The sequence below is a fragment of the Campylobacter concisus genome, from assembly GCF_002165775.1.
GTDB lineage: Bacteria > Campylobacterota > Campylobacteria > Campylobacterales > Campylobacteraceae > Campylobacter_A > Campylobacter_A concisus_E.
Map to the genome: position 1 here is coordinate 59,931 of NZ_NDYP01000007.1, position 24,656 is coordinate 84,586.

Genomic DNA, 24,656 nt, shown 5'->3' on the forward strand with positions numbered 1-24,656 from the left:
GTGGTAGTAACATTTATTTTTAAGAATGCATTTTTTAAATTGCTGGGATAAATTTAAACTTTTGCTCTCCCCGCAAGCCTAATAAATTTTTCTTTTTACTCGCCTTTAGCTACATTTTCACCATAAATTTTACTCTACAAGATCAACTTGCCAGTTTGCCTCTTGTAGCTTCATATCTAGTTCTCTGATCTCTTTAGAAAGCTCGTCTATTTGCTTTTGAAGCATAGCTACATCAACACTACTTAAAATTTTTATCTCGCTATTTGAGTAAAGATCGACCTTTTGGCTTGCGCTTTTGGCAAAATCCCTAAGCACGCTTGCTTTTTGGCTTAGTGTATCTTTTTTAGCGATCATTTCAGTTAGACTCACGCCTTCAAATTTTGTACTTGAGTTTGTTAAATTTATAGCCAAGATCAGTCTAAATAGCTCATCGCTTAGCCTATCAAGCTCTTTTAAAAGAAGCTTTGGATCTTCGCTAGGTCTTTCATTTTCTTGCATTTTTGCATTATCGAGCAACCTACCTTTTAGCTGCTCTAAACGTTTTTGTGTATCGGCTCTTAAAATGAGAGCCTGAGCTAATTTCATCATTTTTCCTTTTGAAATATTAAATTGAGAGAAAATTTCAAATTATATTAGTATCTTTTGGGTTATAATTGATTTAAAATTTTATTTTAAGGAAAAGCTATGAAGTACGATTTTGATACGCTTATTAGTAGAGATGGCACCAACTCATCGAAGTGGCGAATGAAAAACGATGTTTTGCCAATGTGGGTTGCTGATATGGATTTTAAGGCTGCACCTGAAATTTTAAGTGCCCTACAAAAGCGTCTTGATAATGGCGTCTTTGGCTACTCATTTATCCCAAAAGAGTGGAACGAAGCGATTAAAGGCTGGTGGAAAAGGCGTCATGATGTTAGCTTTGAAAACGAGTGGATGTGCTTTTGCACTGGCGTTATACCAGCGATCTCAACTGCTATTAGAAGGTTTAGTAATCCAGGAGATCAAATTTTAGTTCAAGCTCCTGTCTATCATGTATTTTTTAACTGCATAAAAAACAACGGCCGTGAAATTTTATCAAATGACCTCGTCTATAAAAATGGCTCTTACGAGATCGATTTTGACGACCTCGAGGCAAAGCTAGCTCAACCACTAACAACTATGATGCTTCTTTGCAATCCACACAATCCAATAGGAAAAATTTGGGACAAAGAGACGCTTAAAAAGATAGGCGAGCTTTGCTATAAGCACGATGTTTTGGTCATCAGCGATGAAATTCACTGCGATATAACTGATCCTGGGCTAAGCTACGTGCCATTTATCAGCGTTAGCGAAGAGTGTAAAAATAACTCAATCACGTGCATCTCACCTACAAAAGCCTTTAATATCGCAGGACTTCAAAGCTCAGCCATCGTCACGCCAAATGAGCAAATACGTGCCAGAATAAATGCAGCTGTAAATTATGATGAGATAGGTGAGGCAAACGCATTTGCAATAACTGCGACAATAGCGGCATTTAACGATAGTCAAACATGGCTTGATGAGCTTAGGGATTATCTCTTTGAAAACAAAAAAATCGTTATAAATTTCATAAAAGAGCAAAATTTGCCAGTAAACCTTCTGCCATCAAATGCGACTTATCTTTTATGGCTTGATTGCAGTGCGTTTTGCGAGGATTCAAGCGACTTTATGAATTTCTTGCGTGATAAAGCTGGACTTTGGCTAAATGACGGCAATGCTTATAGGGGAGATAGATTTTTCCTCCGTATGAATATCGCAACCCAAAGAGCCAGAGTGCTTGAAGGGTTAAAACGCTTACAAAATGGTATAAATTTATACACTTCAAAAAGATAAATTGAGTAAATTTGGCTGGGTGGCTTTGAAATTTAAGCTACCCTTGCCTAATTAATACAGCTCGGGGCATTTTTGAAACAGTGAACATTGCCCCCCACCACCATTTTTTAACATCAAATCAAGTTTTGCTGATAAATTTAAAGGCAAGATGACCTACACTAGTTTTTATTTGGTTGCTTTAAATTTAAGTATATAACCTCTCTCAATCACGATATAGTAGATTGATAAAGCAAACATTTTATGCCTTTTTGAAGTGGTAAATTCTATGCCCATAGCTTGTAAATTTAGCAGTGGCTTTAAAATTTTCAACAAAGTAGAAATTTGAAGTTGAGATAGCTCACACTGGCTTTAAATTTAAGAGAAATTGTTTGCTAAAACAAAATTTTGAGCCATTTTCGAAGTTACACTTTCTTTTAAAACAAGATAGTTTTTGCTGATAAATTTGATGACTTTAAAAATTTAGATAAAAGTAGAAATTTAAAGGCGGGAAAGCCCCGCCAGATATTATTTATGAAGCTCTTTTGTGTAAAACTCAACTGAGCCAAGACCCTCTTTTAGTGCCCACTCGTAAGCTTTGCTTACAAATTCCCAGTTTATGTTCTCATAAAAAGTCTCTAGGTATTTTGGGCGAGCGTTGAAGTTGTCGATGTAGTAAGCATGCTCCCAAACATCAACGACTAGAAGTGGTACTTTGCCGTCGCTCACTGGAGTTTTTGCGTTGCTAGTTTGCACTATCTCTAGCTTTTTACTGCTTGGATCAAATACAAGCCACGCCCAGCCTGAGCCAAAAAGCGTTGTAGCTGCTTTTAAAAATTCCTCTTTGAAATTTGCAAAATTTGCTTCGATCGCAGCTTTTAGCTCGCTTGACATCTCGCTTTTTTTAGCGATGCAGTCCCAGTAAAAGTCGTGGTTATAAACTTGAGCAACGTTGTTATAAAGCCCACCTTCGCTATTTGTTAGAATTTCATAAAAAGATGCATTAGCAAATTTTGTATCTTTTATAAGATTGTTTAAATTTGCTACGTAAGTTGCATGATGCTTGCCGTAGTGGTATTCACAGGTTTTTGCGCTAACTACTGCATTGCTATTTGCATCAAATGGAAGTTTTCTAAGTTCAAACATAATAATTCCTTAATAATAAAATTTATTGTTTCGTATTATAGCCATAAAAAATTAATAAATAAAAATCTTTTAAATTTAGCCGCAAAATATAGGCTAAATTTAAGCAAACCTAAACTTACATTTTTTGGCAGGCTTTTAAACTTATAGAAAAGAAAAATTTGGAGCAAAATATCCCATACATTTGGTTAAATGGATTCAAAAAATTATTAAAAGTAAAAATAAAATAAATTTTATGTGTAAAAAAGTAACAAATATACTTTAAAAGTTTAGTTATCGAAAAATTATAAAAATTTTTTGAAAATATAAATTAGCTTTTAAGAGCACAATTGTTACTAAAATACACATATAAAAATAAATAGCTGTGAATTTACGAAACAAAATTTCTAAATTTTTATTTTTGAAATTTATAATGCGTTTAACAAAACCATTACAAAGGATAAAAGATGAAATTCTTACAAGCTTTACTTTTTACTTGTGCCATCAGTGGCTTAGCATTTGGTGCAGACAAGGTCTATACGATCAAATTTGCTCACGTTGTTGCAGCTTCTACACCAAAGGGCAAAGCGGCTGACTTTTTTGCTAAACGTGCTGAGGAGCTAAGCGGCGGTAAACTAAAAGTTCAAGTCTTCCCATCAGCGCAGCTACTTGACGACGATAGAGTTTTTGGTGCGTTAAAGCTTGGTAATGTTCAAATGGCAGCTCCAAGTTTTTCTAAATTTACACCTATCGTGCCACAGTTTCAGCTATTTGACCTGCCTTTCATCTTTAAAGATGCAGAGCACCTTCATAAGGTCCAAGACGGCGAGGTCGGCGAGGAGCTAAAAGCCCTTGTTACAAAAAAAGGCTTTGTGGCGCTTGATTATTGGGATGCTGGATTTAAACATTTTAGCTCAAGCAAAAAGCCAGTTCTTGTACCAGAAGATGCAAAAGGACAAAAATTTAGAATCCAAAGCTCAAAGGTCCTTGAAGAACAAATTAAAGTAGTTGGTGGCAACCCACAAGTTTTACCATTTTCAGAGGTTTACTCTGCACTTCAACAAGGCGTAGTTGATGCGACTGAAAACCCGCTTTCAAATTTCTATAACTCAAAATTTCACGAAGTTCAAAGCTCGCTTACACTTTCAAGTCACGGATATTTGGGCTATTTAGTCGTTATGAGCGATAAATTTTGGAGTAAGCTACCAGATGATCTAAAAGCAAATGTAAAACAAGCTCTAAGCGAAGCAACAGCTTTCGAGAGAGAAGAGACAGCAAAAGAAGACGCTCACGTCATAGCTGAACTTGAAAAATACATCGCTGCTAGTAAAAAACTAGAAATTTATAAGATCGATGACGCACAAAAGGCCGAATGGCAAAAGGTTATGCAGTCAATCTATCCTAAATTTTACGATGTTATCGGTAAAGATCTCATAGAAAAGACTCTTGGGACAAAATAATGAATAGCTTTTTTAATGTCCTTGATATAGCGATAGCCTCACTAAATAAAACTATCGCAGTAGTTGGGCTCGCAAGTGGAACATTGCTAGCCTTTGCAAATGTTATGGCTAGATATTTTTTCGATAAAAGCTGGTCTTGGGCGAGCGAGCTATCAAACTATCTTTTTATCTGGTCGGCGTTTTTTGCCGCGGCATACGGCTTTAATAAGGGCATTCACGTCAGTGTAACTATTTTGGTGGAAAAATTTCCACCAGCCCTTGCAAAAGCGTGTTTAATCTTCTCTCATGTACTAACTACTGTATTTTTGTTATTTATCGCAGTCTATTCGATTGATTATCTACAAATTCTTCACGAGATCGAGCAGATGATAATAGACCTTGGCATACCTCAATGGGTCCCTATGGTAGTGCTTCCAATAGCCTTCGTTACAGCTAGCTACCGCTCAACCGAAAAAGCCATAAAAGTAGCTCTAACGCCTGCTGAAAACGTTGTGAGTAACGAGGCACATGAGCTAGCTCATGGTAGCGTAGTCAAAGATTAAGGAGAAAAAGATGACAATAGCATTTTTATTTATCCTACTTTTTGCACTAATGCTAATAGGCGTGCCTGTGGCTGTTTCACTGGGAACTAGCACCGTTTTAACGATGATATTTTTTACAGACATAGACATCGCTACGATCCCGCAGCTTATATTTGATGGTATCAATAAATTTTCGCTAATGGCAATACCGATGTTTATCTTGGCTGGAAATTTATTAAGTAAAGGCGGCTCAGCAAGACGTATCATCGACTTTGCAAAGTCTATGGTCGGACACTTGCCAGGTGGTTTGCCTATGAGTGCGATATTTGCCTGCATCATCTTTGCAGCGGTCTCTGGAAGCTCACCTGCGACGGTTGTAGCTATTGGCTCAATTATGTTTGCAGCGATAAAAGAGGCTGGCTATCCAAAAGAGTACGCAGTGGGTGGCATAACAACGGCTGGCTCGCTTGGAATTTTGATCCCGCCTTCAGTTGTTATGATAGTTTATGGTGTAACAGCTGAGGTAAGTATCGGCAAGCTCTTTATGGCTGGTGTTGTGCCTGGTCTTATGCTTGGCGCATTTATGCTTATTCAAACTTATATCGGGGCAAAAAAGCTTGGATTTAAAGCGACTAAGGCTGAGCCATTTAAAGTAAGAGTGCAGAAATTTGCCAAAGCATTTTGGGCTCTTTTGATCGTTGTAGTGGTCATCGGCGGAATTTATGGAGGCATTTTTACTCCAACTGAAGCTGCTGCGGCAAGCGCGGTCTATGCGCTATTTATCTCACTTTTTATCTATAGAGATATAAAGATAAAAGACCTTTGGGATATCTGCTTAGATTCAGCCCTTACAACAGCTATGATATTTTTTATCATCGCAAACGCCGTTGTTTTTGCATATTTGCTAACTAGCGAACAGATCCCTCAAGCGATCGCTTCGATGATACTTGATGCAAATATCGGTATGATAGGATTTTTGATATTTGTAAATATCTTGCTCTTTATCATGGGTCAGTTCATGGAGCCTTCAAGCGTTATCATGATCATGGTTCCACTCTTGCTTCCGATAGCTACGCAGCTTGGCATAGATCCGATACATTTTGGCATTATCTTAGTTGTAAATATGGAGATAGGTATGGTGACTCCGCCTGTTGGACTAAATTTATTTGTCGCAAGCGGTCTTACAAATATGAATCTAAAAGAGGTCATCATGGCATGCTTGCCTTGGACACTTACTTTGTTCTTTGGCCTTATCTTGGTTACTTATATACCACAAATTTCTCTTTGGTTGCCAAACATAATGTATGGACATTAAAATTTAGAGGCTCTTGCCTCTAAATTTATACTTTTGGGTCGTAATCTGCACTCATAACAATATTTTTACCACTTCGCTTACCAACATAAAGTAGATTATCAGCTTGTTTTATCATCTTTTCTAAGTTAAATTCTCCCGTACCATCATGAGCAACTAATCCAAAAGTCATAGTTGCGTTGATCTTTATGTTTTCAAACTCAACTATATTTTTACTCAAAGTCTCTCTAACACGTTCTACGATACTTACAGCTGCGTCTTTTTTTACGCCCAAGACGACTGCTAAAAATTCTTCTCCGCCAAATCTAGCTACTCTATCTTTATCTCTAAATGTGTTTTTAAATATGCCTGATAAGCTTCTTAAAACAGCATCTCCTGCGCCGTGTCCATAAGTGTCATTTATTTTTTTAAAGTTATCAATATCGCACATAACGATAGCAAAGTCCCTATTTTTATAAAGATCATTTTGGCTTAAAATTTTCTGCATCGAAGTGCGGTTTAAAAGCCCTGTTAATGGATCGTGATTTAAGATATTTTCAGCCATCTCTTTTTCCTCTAAGATGCTTAAAAATATAAATAAATTTGAGCTCTCCAAAAGATACGAAACAATAACCGAAAATACACAAACTATACTTAAGTTAAAAACAAAAAGTAGATCTTTAAAGCCTTCAAAATCTTTTACAGGCTGGCCATCTAAATATACATAGCAGGCTATGGATAAAATTATTTGCACTGCAACTATTATGTAGTTAAAAAATTTATAGGTAAATGAAGTAAAAAACAGTATTAATGACGATGCTAAAAACAATAACCCAAATCCATATCCCCATCCAAGTGTCAGCATACAAACCAATGCATGAAATAAAATTTCAAGCTGGACTATTACCATTGTTATCTTGTTATTTTCAGGACTATCGTAAATAAGCCTTAAAAGAAAAAGATAGGTTGCTACTGAAAATATATTCGTAACTGCTAGAATTTCTTCTTTCATAAATAAAAAAATGAAAAAATAACAGACGTGAGTTAATAATATTGAAAATATGATAAGTTTTTGGGTCGTATAGAGTGAAATTCTACGCATCCGAGCCCTTTTTTAAAATTTCTAATTCGATACGGTCTTTGCCATTTTGCTTGCCTTCGTAAAGCAGCTTATCTACTAAAGTTATGGCTTCCTCAAAATCCACCTCAACACCATTTGCACATATTAGCATGCCAAAGGTCATAGTAACTGGAGTTTTATCTGGAAGTTTTGCGTTGTTTATCTGTTTTTTAAGCCTTTTGCTCACTTCGTGGATAAATTCTATCTTTGTATCGGGCAAGATTATCAAAAATTCTTCTCCGCCCCAGCGGCAAACATAGTCTTTACCTCTAAATGATTTCTTTAAAGCACTAGCTACATCTTTTAAGACCTCGTCGCCACAGTCATGCCCATATGTATCGTTTATTTTTTTAAAATTATCAATATCGCCTAGCATTATGACTAAATTTGTATTACCACTTCTTTCCTTGTTGGCAATTAGTTCAAATCTTAAAGTTTTTTCTATTGTTCTTCTATTTAAAAGCTGCGTTAAAAAATCATGCTTTGAGTCCTTTTCAAGCTCTTCCGTCTCCTTTCTTATTTGCTGATATCCGCTAGAAGTGATGACATCTGCAAACATTGAAAGTCTTAAAACAATAAAAAAAGCAAAAACAATACTGCACACGACTATCGTCCCTCGTATAGCAGATGGGATCAGCGGCGTCTCATCTTTATGAATAAAATAAAGAAGTATAAGCAAGATTAATTCTAAAAATGCCATTATATAAGTAAGACTCTTTGAATCAAACGCTAGGAAGTAGTTTATAAAAATTACACCAACAAGTATTATCCAAATTCCAGTATTCCAACCCATAGTAGTAACAATAATAGTAACAAGCAATATGATATTTAGGTGAAATGTAAGGGATATTAATACTCTATATTTTATGTCAAATTTTATTCTAAGCAATATTCCAGCTGCTATAAATAATAAGCACATAAAAAGTAGTGGTGTAGCTATGATCATAAAAAGCAATAAAGATAGTGCATTCGCAGCTATCATAACGTCTAATATCGTTTTATAGATATCATCGATCGCTTTATAACTACTTTGATCTACAAAATCGTGTGTCAAACAAAACTCCCTGTAAATTTATTCCATTAAATTTCATTAAGTATTTTTAATAAGAGTCGTAACTATCCTCGTCCTCGTCACTATCTTCATAGTTGTAGTCATTTTCATCGTAATTATAGTCATAACTACCGCTACTATCGTCCTCATCGTCATTAAATTCAGAGTAGTCTTCTTCTACTTCTTCATAGTCAAAATCATCACTCATTGTTTTCTCCTTAAATTTTATCTTTGACACTTTCAATATACAAGCTTTGGCTTGGGAATGCGAAATTTAGACCATTTTGCTTTAAAATATCCATAATCTTTAGCATTACATCTTGTTTGACATCTAAAAATTCTCCCCAAACGATAGTCTTTGCAAAACAATAAACCAAGATATTTATCGAGCTATCTGCAAAATCATCAACCACGACAAATAAATTTGATTTATATCCAGCATAATCATCGACTGATACTATACTTTGTCTATATTTTAGCCCTTTTTTCTTTGCTGTTATATCCTCGCTTTTAGCAATATCTGGATGATTTATCAACATAGTTTTTATATCATCTACACATTTTTTAATCTCATCAGTTGTCGCTCCATATTCAATGCCTATTAGCATTCTAATACGTCTACCGACTTTTCTTCTGCTCCAGTTTCTAACAGGATCACTTGCCAATTTTGAGTTTGGTACAAAGATTAGAGCATTATCAAAACTTCTAATAGTCGTCTTTCTAAAGCCGACCTCAACGACAGTGCCCTCTATATCGCCACAAACTATCCAATCTCCTTGCGAAAATGAGTTATCAAAGAGCATCATGACAGAAGCAAAGAAGTTTGCGATGATATCTTTTGCAGCAAATGCAACAGCAAGACCGCCGATACCAAGTGAAGCTATGAGTGCTGATATATCAAAGCCAAGCTTTTGAAGAATTAGTAAAAGTGCGATTATTAATACAATTACATAGACCACTTTTAAAACTAAATTTACGACCTCTTTTCGTCTGCTCTTTTGAGCGATTTTATCGATTATTACTATGCCATAACCATTTAGGATAGTTAAAACAAGCCATGAAAATGCGACTATATAGACGATTGAAAAGATATTTGCTAGAGTTAGTGGCACTGGTACTGGATAAAAGCCAACACCGATACAAATATTTAGTGCATAAATGATAAGAAGCGCGGAGATAGGCTTTTTAACGATATCTACTATCTGATCCTTTGCCTCCTTTACGCCTTCGCCCGATGCAATAAGTGACATAAGCCAGTATGTGAGTTTGGCAAGAATTCTTGTAAGTGAGACAAAAAATAAAAATACTGCAATTATAACTACGATCTTGCCAACGTTAAATTTTGCCGAATTTATAGAAGTTAGCTTATTTATATATTCGACCGTATCGACTAAATTTAGCTCTGATAAGATCATGCTTGAACTTAGAAGATCGGCATTGTTTTTAAGATAGATTAAAATTTCCTCATCAGTCTCTTTTTTTAAATCAAGCTCGGCAAATGCGTTATCGTAAGAGCTTGAAGTCTCATTTAGCGAATCTTTTAGCTCTTTTATGCTGACGTAAGAATTTGTTTGTAAATTTAAAAGTCCGTTATCTATCACCTCTTTTATAGAGTTTGCTTTAGCACCTTTTTTAAATATCTCTTCAAGATTAATTAAAGCTGAGAAATAAGCATAATCTATCTTCATTTTCTCAAGCTCAATAGCGCTTTGAACGTAAGCATCTTTGTTTAATTGCTTCTCTAATCTAGCTACTTTTTTTTCTAGATTATTTTTTTGCAAAATAAATTTGTCAATATCGCTTTGAGTCACTTCAATCTGCATGATATATAGCGGAATTTTTTCCAAAAGATCGTTCTTCTTCTTCTGAAGGCTGGCTAAATTTGAATTATCTGTTTTTGAAGAGTTTGTATCTTTTTGCTGTGCTTTTATGATTTGGATTTGATTATTTAAAGTTAAAATTTGATTTGTTAGGCTTAGTATATTTTCTTCTTGAGTTTTATTATTTTCAGCACCAAAAAGCATTATAAATGAGAGCAAGACGATGGTTAAAATTTTACGCATTTTCACCTCTTTTATCTGCTAAAAGTTTGAATGTGCCCTCTTTTAAATCGTAGCTGAAAATTTCACCGGTTTCTATAATGTAGTGCCAGCCATAAATTTGAAGGTTTCCTCTTTCATACTCCTCTTTTACATTTGGATAAGTCATTATATTTTCGATCGAATTTATCACATTTAATCTCTCAGTTAGCCACGCCATCTTTGCTGGATCGTCGCTTGTAAATTTAAGCACTTCTCGCTTGATCGGCTCTATTAGCTTTATCCAATTTCTAACATTTGGTGTAGTTTTGAGCTTTTTTTCATCCATATAAAGCGCTGCACATCCGCCACAGTCAGAGTGCCCGCAAATAATGATATTTTTGATATTTAAAAGCTCTAATGCATATTCAATAGCCGAAGTCGTTGCCAAAAATTCCTCGCTCACTCTATAAGGTGGCACGATGTTTGCAATATTTCGCACCATAAAAAGTTCGCCTGGGAGGCAGTTTGTTATCAAATTCGGCACCACTCTTGAATCAACACAGGATATAAAAAGGGTATGTGGGTCTTGTCTATTTTGTAGACTTTTAAAGAGCTCTTCATGCTCTAAAAAGCCATCTTCCATAAATTTTACCGCACCTTCAAGTAGCGAGTCATCCATAGAAATTTATCTCCATTTTTTATATTTTTACGCGATTATAGCAACTTTTATTTAATCTAAAAAATACTTTAATATATAAATTTTTAACTAATATAATTTGTTAAAATTCTTTTTATTCATTGTTTAATTATTTTAGGTTAAACTCATTCAAAAATTCATAAGGAGATAAAATGAGTCTGTATGATAGGAACTACGCAAAACAAAATCAAGAAGAACTTGCGTACTCTCAAAGCTCACTAAGCACTTTTATAAAACAAACTTATCAACTTTTTGCAGCATCGCTACTTTCAGCAACAGCTGGCGCTTATGTAGGTATTAGCATTGCTGGCGTTTTTGCGGCAAATAGATTTTTGTTTTGGGGGCTTGTTATAGTCGAGTTTGCACTACTTTTTGGCTTAATGGCAGCTAAACGTAAAGAGGGATTAAATTTAATACTTCTATTTGCATTTACTTTTATAAGTGGCCTTACGCTAACTCCGCTACTTTCAGCGATCCTTGCTATGCCAAGCGGTGCTGGTATTGTAGCTCAAGCATTTGGACTAACAACAGTTGCTTTCGGTGCGTTAAGCGTCTTTGCGATGAACACAAAACGTGACTTTACAACAATGGGTAAAATGTTATTCATAACCTTAATTGTTATCATTGCAGCAGCTATTATCAATATCTTTGTTAAAAGTACAATGTTTCAACTTGTAATCGCAAGTATTTCATCGATCTTATTTAGCGCATATATACTTTTTGATACGCAAAATATTATCCGTGGAAACTATGAAACACCAGTTGAAGGCGCAGTTGCTTTGTATCTTGATTTTGTAAATCTATTTACATCATTACTACAAATTTTAGGAATTTTTAATAGAAACGACTAAAGATGAGCGCATCTACCGAGTAATAGATGCGAATCTAAATAGGCTAAAAGAAGGGCTTCGTGTCGTTGAAGATATGAAAAGATATGTCTTTGATGACGCCAAGCTCGCCTATAAGATAAAATCCCTCCGCCACAAGGCAAAGATCCCGCAAAAAGAATTTTTAAAATTTAGAAATTCTCAAAACGACGTTTTAAAAACTAGCACAAAAAGCGAGCAAGCTAGAGAAAATTTAGATGAGATAATCACTGCAAATTTCAAGCGCGCCCAGGAGAGCGCCCGCGTGCTTGAAGAGTGCTTTAAGCTCATAAATTTAGAACAAGCCGAGCTTTTTAAAAGCATAAGATACGAGCTTTATGAGCTTGAAAAAGAACTTTAACTAAAAATTTAAATCTTTTCTTGTATAATCGAAACCAATTATTTTTAAAAATTTAAAGGAAATTTCGTGAGTTTAATATTTTTGATCTTACAGTTTGCTCTAGCTGTCATCATAACTATCGCTGTTTTACTTCAAAAAAGCTCATCTATCGGACTTGGGGCATATAGCGGAAGTAACGAGAGTCTTTTTGGAGCAAAAGGACCAGCTGGATTTTTAGCTAAATTTACTTTTATCGTAGGTATTTTATTTATCTTAAATACACTTGCACTTGGATACTTCTACAATAAAGATCTAAAACGCTCTATCGTTGATAGCGTCGATAGTAAATCTTTAGTCATACCAAAGTCAAACGACGTACCATCAGCTCCTAGTGCACCACAAACTCCAGCAAAATAACAATGATAAAAACACTTTTAGCGTCATTCTTGACGCTAACATTTGCTTTAGCAGACGCTCATATTTTAGTCTATCATCGCTTTGATGATCCAAGACATACAAGCACTGATATTTCTATTAAAAATTTAAGAGAGCAGTTTGAATATTTCAAAAATAATGGCTATGAAGTCGTTAAACTCTCAAAGCTAGTCGATGCTGTAAATGCTGGTGAAAAAATACCTGATAACTGGATCGTCATCACTGTAGATGATGGTTATAAAAGTTTCTATGACAAGGCCCTTAGTGTATTTAAAGAGTATAACTATCCATTTGCGCTAATGCTTTATGTGGAAGCCAGTGCAAATAAATATGGCGATTATTTGGATTTTGATCAGATTAAAGAACTTGAGGCTTATGGCGAAATTGGGTACCACTCGTACGCTCATCCAAGGATGACAAAACTTAGCGATGAGGCATTAAGAGAGGACTTTCAAAAGGGCGTTGAGACCTTTGAAAAGCACATGGGCTATAAGCCAAAATTCTTTGCAGTACCTTATGGTGAGATTGATAGTCGAGTTGTAAAACTTGCAAAAGAATTTGGTTTTTTAGCCCTTTTAAACCAAAACTCAGGTGCTGTTTCAGACAAAAGTGATGTTTACGATCTTTATAGAACGCCCGTAATGAACGGTACCAAAATAGCACTAACATTTAATAGCAAATTTTTAAATGCCCAGTGGATATTTCCGGATAGCTACCCACAAAATAATGCAATAGACAAACTTATTATAAAAACTGATACAAATGCTAGTGAAGGTAATTTTTTCATGACTGGCTTTAATGGCTTTAAAAAGGTACCTATGACAAATGGTGTTTTTGAGTGTAAATTTAACCCACCTCTTGATAAACGCAAAGTTTTAATATCACTAAAAGTAGATCATCAACGAAGTACAAAACTTCTAATAAAGGACATCAATGCTAAATAAAATTTACGAAACACAAAAAGAAGGCTGCGAAAAAGCAATAGCTTCATTAAAACGCGACTTTACAACGCTTAGAACGGGCAAGGTAAATATTAATATTGTAGATCATGTAATGGTTGATTATTACGGCTCACCAACTCCGCTCAACCAAGTAGCCACTGTGCTTACAAGCGACGCTTCAACTATCGCTATCACACCTTGGGAAAAGAGCATGATAAAAGCGATCTCTTCAGCTATCCAAGCAGCAAATATCGGCGTCAATCCAAATAGTGATGGTGAGAGTGTTAAGCTATTTTTCCCACCTATGACCGTCGAGCAACGCCAAGAAAATGCAAAACATGCAAAATCAATGGGGGAAAAAGCCAAAGTTAGTATAAGAAACGTAAGAAAAGATGCAAATGATGAAGTCAAAAAGCTTGAAAAAGACAAAGCTATAACTGAGGACGAGAGCAAAAAGGGACAAGATGAGGTTCAAAAGATAACTGACACCTACACTGCAAAAATCGATACTCTTGTAAAAGAAAAAGAAGCCGAGCTTTTAAAAATCTAAAATTTTTAGAAATTTTTCCTTATCTAGCTACTTTTATGTGGCTAGATATTCTCTCAAAATAATATTTCAAAAAAATATTTATTAGCAAGTAGTTTATTTTTTGTCTGTTGTACTTTTATCTATTAAATATAAATAGAACCTAGACTACATAAAACATAGCCGCCACTTTAACTTTAAACTATTTTCATGGATTGCTTTAGTTTAAATTCTTATTTTGGATTCGTCTTAAATTCTTTATTCAATATTATTAATTTTACATATATTTATACACAGGATTACTACCTATTATGTATTTTGGATGTGCTACTACAAATATTATTTTGAGAATTTAAGATAGTTAAAAATAAAATATAAAAACTCTTAAACCTTCCCTTATCTTACAATGTCTTACTTTGAATAAGAAATTTACTACTATTTTTAGTTTTAGTAAATTTTGGACTGAATATTTATGAAAATTTTCTTATAGCCATTATGAATGATAAATCTAGGTAATGCTTTATAAAATAAACAAGGAATTAGATAGGTGGCCGGGAGATAGGGACACCTAGAGTGTAAAAACATTTTTCATTACTACAAGTACCTAAAAATTGGATTTCTATGGCATTTTTAAGAGTATAAATTTTGACTCTTTCTGGGTAAAAAGATGTAACAAGCCTATGTAACAAGTCTAGCACCATTAATTCCTTTCCTCTGCGATATTTTATATAAAATTTCGTCCAAAATTTTAGACGATTTTTATTTAAATATATTAATCGGCAACCGCCAGGTTACCTAGATACTTAGTCTTTTGCCTGACGCTATCGCACCTTCAAGCGTGCTTAGCGTTAGCGAATCGTTGTCTGGGTTTAGTAGTCTATCGAGAGCGGCGCAACTGGTTTTCATGAGCTTAGTCATCTTTGTTTTGGTTGCACATTCCAGCTTTAAGCTAACCTCCGATATAACCAACAAAAGGCTTTGTATTTACCGTATATTATATCAAATGCTCCAATTTTCCATCCTAAGCTCGCTTATATCTTTAAAATCTTTTTCATTATTCGTAACCAAAACAAGATCATTACTAAGCGCTACGGCGGCAATCAGCATGTCCATATCGCCTATCCTTCTGTTTTTATTTCTCATCTCAAGCCTTATTTTGCCGTAGCTTGCCGCGCATTTGCTCGTAAAATCCAAAACGCCGAAATTTGAGATAAAATCGCTCATGAGTCTTAAATTTAGCTCTTTTTGAGTGGAATTTTCTATACCGTAAAACATTTCGGCTATCGTTATGCTGGAAATAAAAATATCTTTTTTGCCATGTTTGGTCAAATGGCTTAGTATATTTTGACTGTAAGGCTCGGTGCTAGAAATCAAGTAACTACAAATATTAGTATCGAGCAAAAACATTATTTAAATCCAAAATTTCGCTCTTGAGGCAAGCTTGGCTCGGCTCTTTCAAATTTAACTCCAGCATCTTTTAGCTCGTTCAAAGTCTTAAATAGTCCGCTCCATTCATCATCTTTAACCGGGGTTAAAACCACTTCGTTATTATCAAAACTCTTTAGTATAAACTCTTTGACGTTGTGTAAATTTAGGCTTTTTGGAAGCCTTAGTGCCAAAGAATTACCGCTTTTGAATACTTTTAATCTAGCCTGCATTATTGCACCCTCTCGTATATATTTTTCTAAGTATATACTGAGCGAGATAAAAATATTCTTATATTTTGCTCGTTTATAGTGTCGGCATTGCAATGTTTTTCGATAAATCTTATGCAAAAGGTAAAAAAGTGAAAATGAGTAAAAATGTGGAGCAAATAGCGTTAAGAGCGTTTTTGTATAGGTATGGGCGTAAGGTAAAAAATGGGAACTTAAAATGTAAAAATCTAGGCATTTTTTCGCATTTTGAAATCCAAACTTCAATTTGCCTCAAAAACTTCAAAACCCCTTTAAATCACACCTTTTCTGATATGCGCTACGACGCACCCTATGATACTACAATTTTCTAAATTCTCACCGCCGATTACGATGAGTTCATATTTCTCGTTATCCGAAAATAGCGTTATAGCTCTTGTTGTTGGGTTTTTCTATAGCCTTTTAACGAACACGTCGCCTTCGTAGTTTGTAACATATACGTTGCCGCTAATGACGTCACCCATGTTTACGGTACCTATAAAAGCAGTTCGCCATTAGCAGTAGTGGGCTCCATACTGTCGCCTTTGGCATTAATTATATGGACTTTTGGATAGTCGCCACCAATGCGCAAAAGCCTTGCAGGAAGTTCTCCGTAAAAGCTAACGCAATAGGCGCTTCGTTGTAGTTTATCGCTCCATCTACGATGCTCGCGTAGGTATCTTCAAAATATGGCACGGCTATAATGCTGTTTTCTTCGGCATTGTCATTTGATTTGTTTTGGGTTTTAAGATCAGATGGGTTTACGACAGAATTTTGATGAATTACGACACAAGACCGCACCCATAAAAACGGGCAATCTTAAAAGAGACATAATGGTATTTGAAGTAACCGAAAGCGAGGTAAAGGTAAGGCAATACCCTAAAAGCAAAATATGCCAAATACGTCTAAGACGGCACGAGGGCGCACATCATAAAGCCCAAAAAGAAAAAGGCTTTATACTGGGGCGTGTGCCCGGTAAAAAGAGTAAATCATCCCGGCATAAAAGCAAATCCATATCTGCTAAACGCTTAGAATATCTATAAAAACGGCGGTTTGAAACGTGCTAGCGATGAGCTAGCGCAAAGTGTGGGCGGGGAGATAGTAAAAGAGATCAAGACTAAAATTCTTTGACTTTTCCCATATTTTACGACGATTTTATTAAAAAATTGTATAATTCTACCTAAAATAGAGGATCATATATGAATAGGGAAGATGTTATAAGAAGCGCAGTAAAAGGTTTTGCTTTACTTAGTTATGAGATAGAGTACAGACAGACATTAAGCGACTACTCTCTTAACATATATTCTGAGAATCTATATAGGGATATGTTAAATACCATATATGGATATGATCTAAAAAATGCCAATATAGACAACAAAAATGCAGAGTATATAGATCTAGCGGATGAAAAAAATAAAATTTTTATCCAAATTACTTCGACGAAGACAAAAGCAAAAATAGACAATACGCTTAAAATTTTAGAAACGAAGCCAGATTTTCAAATCAAAATTTTGTATTTGCTAGACAAACCTAGTCCACGCGATAGTAGCTTTGATGAGTGGAGAAACAAATATAGTATAGATATTGAGAAAAGTCTAATAGACGCAAAGGACTTATTGGAAGATATAAATAATCTAGAGCAAACAGAACTAGAAAAAATTTATAATTTTTTTGATATTCAAATTTTAAAAAATTATACAACAGAGGTGGTTTTAAATTTAGTAATCAAGCATATTTTAAGACAATATAGAAAAAGAGATATTAATTTTTTAGATGATTTTAACAACACAAAGGAAGTCGATAAAAAACTAGAGATAAATAATCTAAATGAAAGAATAAGCATTGAAATTAAGCGCGGGTTGGATTATAGAGATAGCATAGAAAAGCTTAATGACGATACGACAATGTCTGATTTGCAGGACTTTATAGTGCATGAAATATATAGGGAGATATTATTAAAACATATCAAAGAGATAAACGCTAACATTGGCGACATAAAAACGAAAAGCGTTGATGAACTGCATTATGATTTTTATAACTCTTTAGACCTTAATAAAATATTTGTCGAGCTATATAATGAAATTACAAGCTACTTTGACGTAAAAGATTTTAATGAAGCAAACATAGCTTGGATAATCATTAGTTATTTCTTTGAAATTTGCGATATAGGTGCAAAAAATGATAATGCCGACTAAAATAGTTAAACCGGCTGATTCTGTAATTAGCATATCGGCGTATATACTTAAAATTTTAAAGAATGGTAGTATTAATACAGACGACTTAATTAAAAAACTAAATGAAATATACTATAAAGAGATTAGTATTGAAAAAATGCTTTTGTGTCTAGATTTTTTATTTATAATCGGCAAAATAAGGAGCGATGATGACTTTATTGAGCTTAATTTGCGATAACCCAAAATTTAAAGCTTTAAAATTTAATAAAGATCTTAATATAGTAGTAGGCAAACAATTAAATCAGGATCAAAAAGACACAATAAACGGTATAGGCAAAAGCCTATCACTAGAGATGCTTCACTATATGCTAAATGCAGGCATTTCTCAAAAAATGCAAGATTTTTTAAAAGACTATGGAAATTTTAAGCTTAGTTTTGTTCATGACAATAAAGGTTATGTAGTAGAAAAAAATTTTAAAGAGAATGAATGGATTGTTAACGACAAAAGCTATAATAAAATAGGTTATGCAAATGAGCTAAATAAAATTTTTAGCAATACAATCAACTCTGATAAAATTTCTTTTAGACAAGTGTTTAACTGCTTTGCTAGAAGGAGCGGGCATTATGATACGTTAAGACAACAAAATATAGAACCCAACGACTACGGACAAAGGCTTGTTAACTTGTTTTTATTGGGTGTAGATATAAAGCTACAAGAGGAAAACCATAAACTAAAGGAGATATTAAATAGTCTAAAAATAGCCAAAAAAGAGCTAGAAAAATATGAAAAACAAGTACCAAAGAAAAATATTAAAGATATAGAGGATGAGATACGAAGCACGCAAGAAAATTTAAACCTTTTTGTTGTGGCTAAAAACTATAATGAATTAAAAGAGCGAGCAAACTCTTTGACTAAAGATCTAAATAATATTAGAAACGAGATATATAGATTACAAAGAAATGTGGCAATAAAAGAGGCGAATTTACTCACTTCTGAAAATATAAGTATAGACTTAGAAGAGATAAAAAATATCTATGACGAGGCTAAAGTATTTTTTGAGGATAAAGTGTTAAAAAGACTTAATGAGGCTCAAAACTTTCATAATCAATTAGCAAAAAGTAGAAAAAATAGAATCTCAGCAGAAATAGATGAAATACGTCAAAGACTAAATGAACTAGAACGCAATAGGGATATAATAGGGGATCAAAGAGACCAGCTTTTAAAAGACCTAAAAAATAGCGGGGCATTAGAAGAGCGAGATGTATTAAAAGATAGAATATTGACGCTAGAGAAAGAAAAAAAAGATTTAGAAATTTATAGCGTGACGTTGGAAAATTTTCAAAAAGACAAAGCCAATATCGACTATAAAATAGCAGAGATCAAAAAGGATACGATTAAATATATGGAGGATGATAGGCTTAAGCTTGATATCATAGAAAACAAATTTAGAGATATTGTTAAAAGATTTTATAACAATAACGGAGGGTCTCTCAAAATCACAATGACTCAAAATGCAAAAAATTTGTTTAACATAGATGTAGAAATCCCTAAAGATGGTTCTTTGTCTATCGGGAATGTTAAGACCTTTTGCTATGACGTATTACTTTATACATTAAATCCTCATATCTTAGGTTTTTTAGCACATGATGGCGAACTGTTCTCAGAAATGGACAAAAGACAAAAAGCCACCATCTTTAAAATTATATTAGATAAAGTTAAGAGCGGCAATTTGCAGTATTTCGTAAATATAGGAGATACTTCATTTAATGAGATATTAAATGATGATACGGGGATACTGAGCGATGAAGATAAAAAATTTATAGAGTCAAAAGTAATACTTCAGATTAGCGAAGATCAGAATACTTGGCTATTTGGTCAAAAATTTGATTAAGCAATAATATACGCCTTGCCCCTCTTGTCCCTCACCTTTTCAAAGTAGCTAAGCGCCAAGGCTAACGCCCAAAAGCGGTCTGCGTGTCCGTGTTCGTTGCGGTCGCTGTCGTAGGTAAAGCTTTTAGCGCCGGCTTTTCGCTTTATAGCGTGAAGATCGGCTATTAATGCCGGATCGTTTGGTATGATTATACTTTTATCTTCAAAGTGCTTTTTTAAATTTAGAGCCATAGCTTCTTTGCTGTTTTGTGTAAAATAGATCCCTTGCACCCTTGAAGGAAAGCGCCTTTTTACCTTTTCGGCTACGCTCATGCCGATACCGGTTTTATCTATCTTTTGCATAGCCAAAGGGTTTAGGCGCAAAAAGTCTATGAGTAAATTTTCTTGCGTTTCAAAGCTTGCTTTGGCAATAACGTCTAGCACGCTTAGCTTCTTTACGCCGCCTTCGTCGTATACGGCTATATGAGCCGATCTATCTTTCGTACGGTCGACGTCAAATCCCGCATATTGCGGAACGCTTTTAGCCGGAAGTGCCGGCGCATAGTCTTTTATACAACTTTTTATAAGTTCCACGCTTAAAAGCGCGTTTTCGTCGTCTATGAATTGGCACTCGTACACACTCGCCCATGTATCGGCGTCAAAAAGATCGCGCATAGTTTCAAGATCGAAATTTAGTCCGTCCTCTATGGCCCTGTAAATATCTACTCTATGCCTTGAAAACATATAGTATTTTGTTTCGTTATCGAATAGCTCGTGAAATAGCGAATTCTCTTCAAACGGAGTAGATAGGATAGTGAGGCTACCCGCTACCGCGCCGATAGAGGGTACGAAAGCGTGCCAGATACGCTTTTGATTTTAGAATGTTTCACTCTATAATGAGCTTTAGCTCCAAAACCAACCAAACCATCATAAGCCCTCCAGCAATCAGAATAAATAGTAGAACCATCAAGCTCGCTATACTGCGATAATATAGCTGTAAGATATATGCAGAGCTATTCCGCTCTCGCCGAAAACATCTATAAAATTACCAGTTATACAAATAACGTCAAAATTTGGTTTAATATCTTTGATAAATTTGAACCACGATTTATTAAAACAGAAATCCGTTGCGTGAATAGTTTTTTTTGGGAAAATCTTGAATTTTATTGAAATTTTGGTATGAGTCGTATAAAAACATTAGGCTCAAGATAAGCTAAGCGGATTTTTAGCTGTGACTTCGTCTTGCTACTTATAAGACCTCTTATCAATTTTAATAATTTCTGATATAAGCTTTCCTGTGTGGTTTTAGTATTATATCTAAACTCTACTTCGCTACGCTCGTAGCTGCAAGTAGAACGCATTCCTTTATGTGCAACAGAAAATTCTCTTTCTTAATGCCTTTAAATTTAGATAATCTATGCTTAGCATATCCCCAGAAATTCTCAATGCCGTTTATATGGTTTTTACCATTAGCGAATTCGTTTTTGGAGTGTTTTACCCTGCAATAAGCCTTCGCTCCGTAATCAACTAAGCCATCATAGGCTTTCCAGCAATCAGAGTATATAGTAGAGCTATCAAGCTCACTAAATTCCTTCAGTATCGGCAATAGCTCATTAGCAGAGCAGTTTTTAACTATTTGGGTATAGATCTTACCGTTACGCTTTAGCATTCCGTCTATTTACAGCTACGGGCGTAGCGAAATAGAAATACTGGTGTTTTATTTGCTGCGCCTCTACCTCTTTTTCCTCTTACTCGCTTAGCTCCGTTCTGCTCGCAGTTACGAGCGAAGCGAAGTAAAAGTAGCTTTCATCTATTTCAAAGCAAGGCTTCTAGGCGAGCTTATTTTACTCGTTCGCTTAACGCTCGGGTTCAAATGCAATCTTTTACGCGAGTTTTTAAACTTTGGAGAAAATTTGCACCAATCTTTTACTTAAATTTAAAGCCCGTTTGCGAGCTTAAATTTAGCTTTGCGGCTCGGGACAAGCCCAAAAACTGCGCGCAAAAATAAATCAGGCAGGCAAACTAAGTATTTTACGGCGTAAATTGAGCCCGTCGATGCGAAATTTAAAATTTCAAATCGTTTGCTAAATGCGACCGCGCAGTATCTCTTAAAAAAGAGAACAATACGCTAAATTTAACTATCTTTTCGGCCTAAAAGCGCTACCGCGCTCAAAATCGCCGCCGCGCCGCTTATCAAAAACGCAGCCAAAGAAGTGGCGCCTAGAGAGAATTTATCTAGCGCATAGCCTCCGAATAACGCCCCAAGAGCTATGCCCGCGTTAAACGATGATGCGATATCGCCGGCGTTTGGAGCATACTTTTTAGCTAGAATCAAGATCAAGGACTGAAGTACGGGCACGCTTATAAATGCCGCTAAACCCATCAAAGCCACACTTATTGGCCCCAAAACGAGATTGCTTTGCGTAAAATAAAATCCCAAAAGCACCGCCGACTGAGCCGTAAATATCCAAAAGACGGATTTGGCCGGGTTTTTGTCGCCGAATTTACCTCCTAAAGAGTTGCCGACGGCTATCATCACGCCGTATCCGACCAGCACTATGCTTACATATTTAGAGCTTATGCCGGTGATTTCTTGTAGGATCGGCGATAAATACATAAACGTCGCAAACGTCCCGCCGTATCCCAAGATCGTAACGAGAAGAACCAATAAAATTTTGTCGTTTGCAGCTAGCTTTAGCTGTTCTTTGACGCCAGGCGCGGTAGTCGCTTTTTGGCTAGGTACTTGGATCGCCGTCATAGCTAGCGATACCAAAGAGACAACAACGATGCCCAAAAAAAGGCACCCTCAAGTCGAACGTATCGCTAAGATACGTTCCAAAAGGCGCTCCTATGGCGGTGGCTACGGTAAAACCGCTAAAAATAAAAGCTATCGCGCTTGAGCCTAATGTTTTTATACGACTCATACTAAAATTTCAATAAAATTCAAGGCACCCCAATGACAATCCTCTACGCGACAGATTTGTTTGCAGTGACAATCACGACGTAGGGCTGGCTTACGAGCAAGAGTGGCTAAACGATATCTTAAATATTTACGCTGATAATGCCGTAAAAGAAATAGACGGAATAAAATTCGGTTGCGCTACATATTTGAGGCCTAGCTATGAAAATTTGCCCCAGTGTGATGTTTTGCTATCTCATGTACCGCCTGCATACACAAAGGCTTCCGTGGGCGCTAGCAGCGATAATTACGGTAGCGAAAAGCTTTATAACGCTATTAGCAAGCGCGTCATAGCTCCACTTCTTTGCAGACATATTCATAGTCCATTAAAAAATATATGCAGGCTAAAACACACTATGATTTATAACCCGGTTACGACAAGAATTTAAAAGACCCAAAAATTAGCGTTGTGGAGGCGTGAAACCGTAAATTTGACCTTTGGCAAAAATAATATCAATTGTGCTATATTAAGTAAAAATTTAAGGAACAAAAAATAACGAATGCTGTTATGCTTCAAACTAAAGACGGCTTTACGCTGACTAGTGATGTTATTAACGCTATGAAGCAGCTATTTGGCGAAAAAATCAACGTAATAGAACTTGACGGCGATACGATCGAGGTGCTTAGCGACGAGATAAGCCGGACGCCCTTGGTTCAAGTCTCCCCCGTGACACCAGAATACACTATTTTAGGCACTAGTAGTGATGCTTTTGTTCTTTCCCTTTCTTTAAAATTTCCTTTAAGAGTGGAACACTTAGTTACTAAAGTGGGACAGTCTCTTAAAAATTCCAACGATTATAAAGTCATCACCCTTTTAATATCATAAAAATAGATTTGCTTTAAATTTCTACTTCTAGCTTTTTATCTCAAACTCCTTTAAATACACACTTTTAATCTCCATCATTTTAATATTTTTAATTTTCTTTCTTAAAAAATAAACTTTTTTACAAAATTTTGCATTTCTAGCTGAAATTTTTTTCAAAATTGGTGTAATTACTATAAATATATTTTAAAAGGAAGAAAATGAAAATTTTTTCATTGATAGTAACTAGCACTACTAGTACGAAAGAATGTTTATATGGTGAGGTGATTTGCCATGGCTAATGCATATATAATAAACGATCATAACCTAGTTTTAAACGTGAGGTCAGATTTTTTAACATATGGTAGAACCATAGGTAGATTTGCACATGCATGTCGTGAGAAAAATCAAACCGAGCATATAAAGTATCTCAACAAAACCCCAGCCACTATTAATCGTTACAAGCTCCTAAGCGAATTTAATGGCAATGGCAATATGAGAGATGCTAACAGCAAAGATGATGAGCTGCATAATATAGCCTTTGTAAAGAATTTCCTTAAAGGTTTTCAAGAAAGCTTTAAAGAGGACTATACCGCGCAGTCTTATACACAAAAACGAAAGGGTATAGAAACTCTTATAAATAAGTCTTGGCGCAAAGATATGGCTGGTTTTTGTGAGATTATCATCACGTTTGGCACAGATAGGAAGAAAAAGCCAAAAGAAGGATTAAGCGAAGAAGAGTCAAAATTTGTAAATGAAAACATACACATGGATAGAGTAATGAGATTTGTAAATGCATACTGCTCAAAATATGGTGTAAAGTGCCTGCTCATAGCTGAACACAATGATGAGAAGACCAAACACTATCAGATAATCTTTACAAACTATAACTTTGAGAAGCATGCAAATTTGAGATTTAGCGGTAGGGCATAAACAGCAAAATTTGGCCAAGAGCTACAAGAT

Annotated in this window: 27 protein-coding genes and 2 pseudogenes; 15 read left to right on the forward strand and 14 right to left on the reverse strand. The window is 35.2% G+C overall.

The window, feature by feature from the left end; translation table 11 throughout:
* Positions 1-129: 129 nt before the first annotated feature.
* Positions 130-585: a DIP1984 family protein gene (locus B9N66_RS06840; RefSeq protein ID WP_087580433.1), complete on the reverse strand. Its 456-nt coding sequence runs from the start codon at positions 583-585 to the stop codon at positions 130-132.
* A gap of 99 nt (positions 586-684) precedes the next feature.
* Here B9N66_RS06840 and B9N66_RS06845 point away from each other — a divergent pair, with 99 nt between their 5' ends.
* On the forward strand, positions 685-1,851 hold the full coding sequence (locus B9N66_RS06845) for a MalY/PatB family protein (RefSeq protein WP_087580434.1): 1,167 nt from the start codon (positions 685-687) through the stop codon (positions 1,849-1,851).
* 504 nt (positions 1,852-2,355) lie between these two features.
* Here B9N66_RS06845 and sodB read toward each other — a convergent pair.
* Entirely contained in the window at positions 2,356-2,973 is a 618-nt protein-coding gene (gene sodB, locus B9N66_RS06850) for a superoxide dismutase [Fe] (RefSeq protein WP_072595214.1), read from the reverse strand.
* A 443-nt stretch (positions 2,974-3,416) separates the two neighbouring features.
* Here sodB and B9N66_RS06855 point away from each other — a divergent pair, with 443 nt between their 5' ends.
* The 3 genes from B9N66_RS06855 to B9N66_RS06865 are packed head-to-tail and all read left to right on the forward strand — an operon-like array spanning position 3,417 to position 6,245.
* Entirely contained in the window at positions 3,417-4,409 is a 993-nt protein-coding gene (locus B9N66_RS06855; RefSeq protein ID WP_087577416.1) for a DctP family TRAP transporter solute-binding subunit, read from the forward strand.
* Positions 4,409-4,951: a TRAP transporter small permease gene (locus B9N66_RS06860; RefSeq protein WP_087580435.1), complete on the forward strand. Its 543-nt coding sequence runs from the start codon at positions 4,409-4,411 to the stop codon at positions 4,949-4,951. Before B9N66_RS06855 ends, B9N66_RS06860 begins: the two co-directional genes overlap by 1 nt.
* A gap of 10 nt (positions 4,952-4,961) precedes the next feature.
* Positions 4,962-6,245 (forward strand): TRAP transporter large permease, encoded by a 1,284-nt coding sequence (locus tag B9N66_RS06865; protein ID WP_087580436.1) that lies wholly within the window; start codon positions 4,962-4,964, stop codon positions 6,243-6,245.
* Positions 6,246-6,270: 25 nt separating this feature from the next.
* Here B9N66_RS06865 and B9N66_RS06870 read toward each other — a convergent pair whose 3' ends face one another.
* The 5 genes from B9N66_RS06870 to B9N66_RS06885 all read right to left on the reverse strand — a co-directional run bounded on the left by B9N66_RS06870 (position 6,271) and on the right by B9N66_RS06885 (position 11,092).
* Positions 6,271-7,233 (reverse strand): GGDEF domain-containing protein, encoded by a 963-nt coding sequence (locus B9N66_RS06870; RefSeq protein ID WP_307772184.1) that lies wholly within the window; start codon positions 7,231-7,233, stop codon positions 6,271-6,273.
* Between the two features lie 82 nt (positions 7,234-7,315).
* The gene (locus tag B9N66_RS06875) at positions 7,316-8,395 is read right to left on the reverse strand and encodes a GGDEF domain-containing protein (protein WP_257639797.1); all 1,080 of its coding nucleotides are present in this window, start codon (positions 8,393-8,395) and stop codon (positions 7,316-7,318) included.
* Positions 8,396-8,441: 46 nt separating this feature from the next.
* A complete protein-coding gene (locus B9N66_RS09705) occupies positions 8,442-8,600 on the reverse strand; it encodes a hypothetical protein (protein ID WP_180382080.1) in 159 nt (52 codons plus the stop codon).
* A 10-nt stretch (positions 8,601-8,610) separates the two neighbouring features.
* Positions 8,611-10,455 (reverse strand): mechanosensitive ion channel family protein, encoded by a 1,845-nt coding sequence (locus tag B9N66_RS06880; RefSeq protein ID WP_087580438.1) that lies wholly within the window; start codon positions 10,453-10,455, stop codon positions 8,611-8,613.
* The gene (locus B9N66_RS06885; protein WP_072595207.1) at positions 10,448-11,092 is read right to left on the reverse strand and encodes a carbonic anhydrase; all 645 of its coding nucleotides are present in this window, start codon (positions 11,090-11,092) and stop codon (positions 10,448-10,450) included. Before B9N66_RS06885 ends, B9N66_RS06880 begins: the two co-directional genes overlap by 8 nt.
* 170 nt (positions 11,093-11,262) lie before the next feature.
* Between B9N66_RS06885 and B9N66_RS06890 the strand changes: the two genes are divergently transcribed.
* The 5 genes from B9N66_RS06890 to frr all read left to right on the forward strand — a co-directional run bounded on the left by B9N66_RS06890 (position 11,263) and on the right by frr (position 14,242).
* Entirely contained in the window at positions 11,263-11,961 is a 699-nt protein-coding gene (locus B9N66_RS06890; protein WP_021091071.1) for a Bax inhibitor-1/YccA family protein, read from the forward strand.
* Entirely contained in the window at positions 11,948-12,337 is a 390-nt protein-coding gene (locus B9N66_RS06895) for a thiamine-phosphate pyrophosphorylase (RefSeq protein WP_087580439.1), read from the forward strand. The genes B9N66_RS06890 and B9N66_RS06895 overlap by 14 nt, the downstream gene beginning before the upstream one ends.
* 66 nt (positions 12,338-12,403) lie before the next feature.
* Positions 12,404-12,733, forward strand: coding sequence for a preprotein translocase subunit SecG (gene secG / locus B9N66_RS06900; RefSeq protein WP_021091090.1), 330 nt, complete (start codon positions 12,404-12,406; stop codon positions 12,731-12,733).
* A 2-nt stretch (positions 12,734-12,735) separates the two neighbouring features.
* A complete protein-coding gene (locus tag B9N66_RS06905; RefSeq protein ID WP_087580440.1) occupies positions 12,736-13,695 on the forward strand; it encodes a polysaccharide deacetylase family protein in 960 nt (319 codons plus the stop codon).
* A complete protein-coding gene (gene frr / locus B9N66_RS06910) occupies positions 13,685-14,242 on the forward strand; it encodes a ribosome recycling factor (RefSeq protein WP_072595202.1) in 558 nt (185 codons plus the stop codon). The genes B9N66_RS06905 and frr overlap by 11 nt, the downstream gene beginning before the upstream one ends.
* A 975-nt stretch (positions 14,243-15,217) precedes the next feature.
* Here frr and vapC read toward each other — a convergent pair.
* The 3 genes from vapC to B9N66_RS09585 form a co-directional block, all read right to left on the reverse strand.
* Positions 15,218-15,625, reverse strand: a complete 408-nt coding sequence (vapC, locus tag B9N66_RS06915; protein ID WP_018137147.1) for a type II toxin-antitoxin system tRNA(fMet)-specific endonuclease VapC — start codon at positions 15,623-15,625, stop codon at positions 15,218-15,220.
* A complete protein-coding gene (locus B9N66_RS06920; RefSeq protein ID WP_087580441.1) occupies positions 15,625-15,876 on the reverse strand; it encodes an antitoxin in 252 nt (83 codons plus the stop codon). Before B9N66_RS06920 ends, vapC begins: the two co-directional genes overlap by 1 nt.
* A 567-nt stretch (positions 15,877-16,443) precedes the next feature.
* Positions 16,444-16,689, reverse strand: coding sequence for a hypothetical protein (locus B9N66_RS09585; protein ID WP_141083437.1), 246 nt, complete (start codon positions 16,687-16,689; stop codon positions 16,444-16,446).
* Positions 16,690-17,087: 398 nt separating this feature from the next.
* On the opposite strand from B9N66_RS09585, the gene B9N66_RS06935 reads away from it, so the two are divergent.
* From B9N66_RS06935 to B9N66_RS06945, 3 genes are read left to right on the forward strand one after another with little or no spacing between them, the layout of a single operon-like run.
* Positions 17,088-18,083: an SMEK domain-containing protein gene (locus B9N66_RS06935; RefSeq protein WP_087580444.1), complete on the forward strand. Its 996-nt coding sequence runs from the start codon at positions 17,088-17,090 to the stop codon at positions 18,081-18,083.
* Positions 18,073-18,300 (forward strand): ABC-three component system middle component 6, encoded by a 228-nt coding sequence (locus B9N66_RS10100; RefSeq protein WP_366939710.1) that lies wholly within the window; start codon positions 18,073-18,075, stop codon positions 18,298-18,300. Before B9N66_RS06935 ends, B9N66_RS10100 begins: the two co-directional genes overlap by 11 nt.
* Positions 18,272-19,954, forward strand: a complete 1,683-nt coding sequence (locus B9N66_RS06945) for a DUF2326 domain-containing protein (RefSeq protein WP_180382081.1) — start codon at positions 18,272-18,274, stop codon at positions 19,952-19,954. Before B9N66_RS10100 ends, B9N66_RS06945 begins: the two co-directional genes overlap by 29 nt.
* On the opposite strand, the gene B9N66_RS06950 is transcribed toward B9N66_RS06945, so the two are convergent.
* From B9N66_RS06950 to B9N66_RS06960, 4 genes and pseudogenes are all read right to left on the reverse strand, one after another.
* Entirely contained in the window at positions 19,951-20,676 is a 726-nt protein-coding gene (locus tag B9N66_RS06950) for a phage terminase large subunit family protein (RefSeq protein ID WP_257639798.1), read from the reverse strand. The genes B9N66_RS06945 and B9N66_RS06950 overlap by 4 nt on opposite strands.
* A gap of 113 nt (positions 20,677-20,789) precedes the next feature.
* Positions 20,790-20,933 (reverse strand): annotated as a pseudogene (locus B9N66_RS09590) (IS1595 family transposase); the annotation flags it as partial.
* A 258-nt stretch (positions 20,934-21,191) separates the two neighbouring features.
* Positions 21,192-21,696 (reverse strand): annotated as a pseudogene (locus tag B9N66_RS09950) (IS1595 family transposase); the annotation flags it as partial.
* A 370-nt stretch (positions 21,697-22,066) separates the two neighbouring features.
* A complete protein-coding gene (locus B9N66_RS06960) occupies positions 22,067-22,726 on the reverse strand; it encodes an MFS transporter (protein ID WP_087580447.1) in 660 nt (219 codons plus the stop codon).
* 314 nt (positions 22,727-23,040) lie between these two features.
* On the opposite strand from B9N66_RS06960, the gene B9N66_RS06965 reads away from it, so the two are divergent.
* From B9N66_RS06965 to B9N66_RS06975, 3 genes are all read left to right on the forward strand, one after another.
* The gene (locus B9N66_RS06965; RefSeq protein WP_180382082.1) at positions 23,041-23,280 is read left to right on the forward strand and encodes a hypothetical protein; all 240 of its coding nucleotides are present in this window, start codon (positions 23,041-23,043) and stop codon (positions 23,278-23,280) included.
* Positions 23,281-23,399: 119 nt separating this feature from the next.
* Positions 23,400-23,717, forward strand: a complete 318-nt coding sequence (locus tag B9N66_RS06970; RefSeq protein WP_087580448.1) for a hypothetical protein — start codon at positions 23,400-23,402, stop codon at positions 23,715-23,717.
* 270 nt (positions 23,718-23,987) lie between these two features.
* A complete protein-coding gene (locus tag B9N66_RS06975) occupies positions 23,988-24,626 on the forward strand; it encodes a hypothetical protein (protein WP_087580449.1) in 639 nt (212 codons plus the stop codon).
* Positions 24,627-24,656 lie beyond the last annotated feature (30 nt).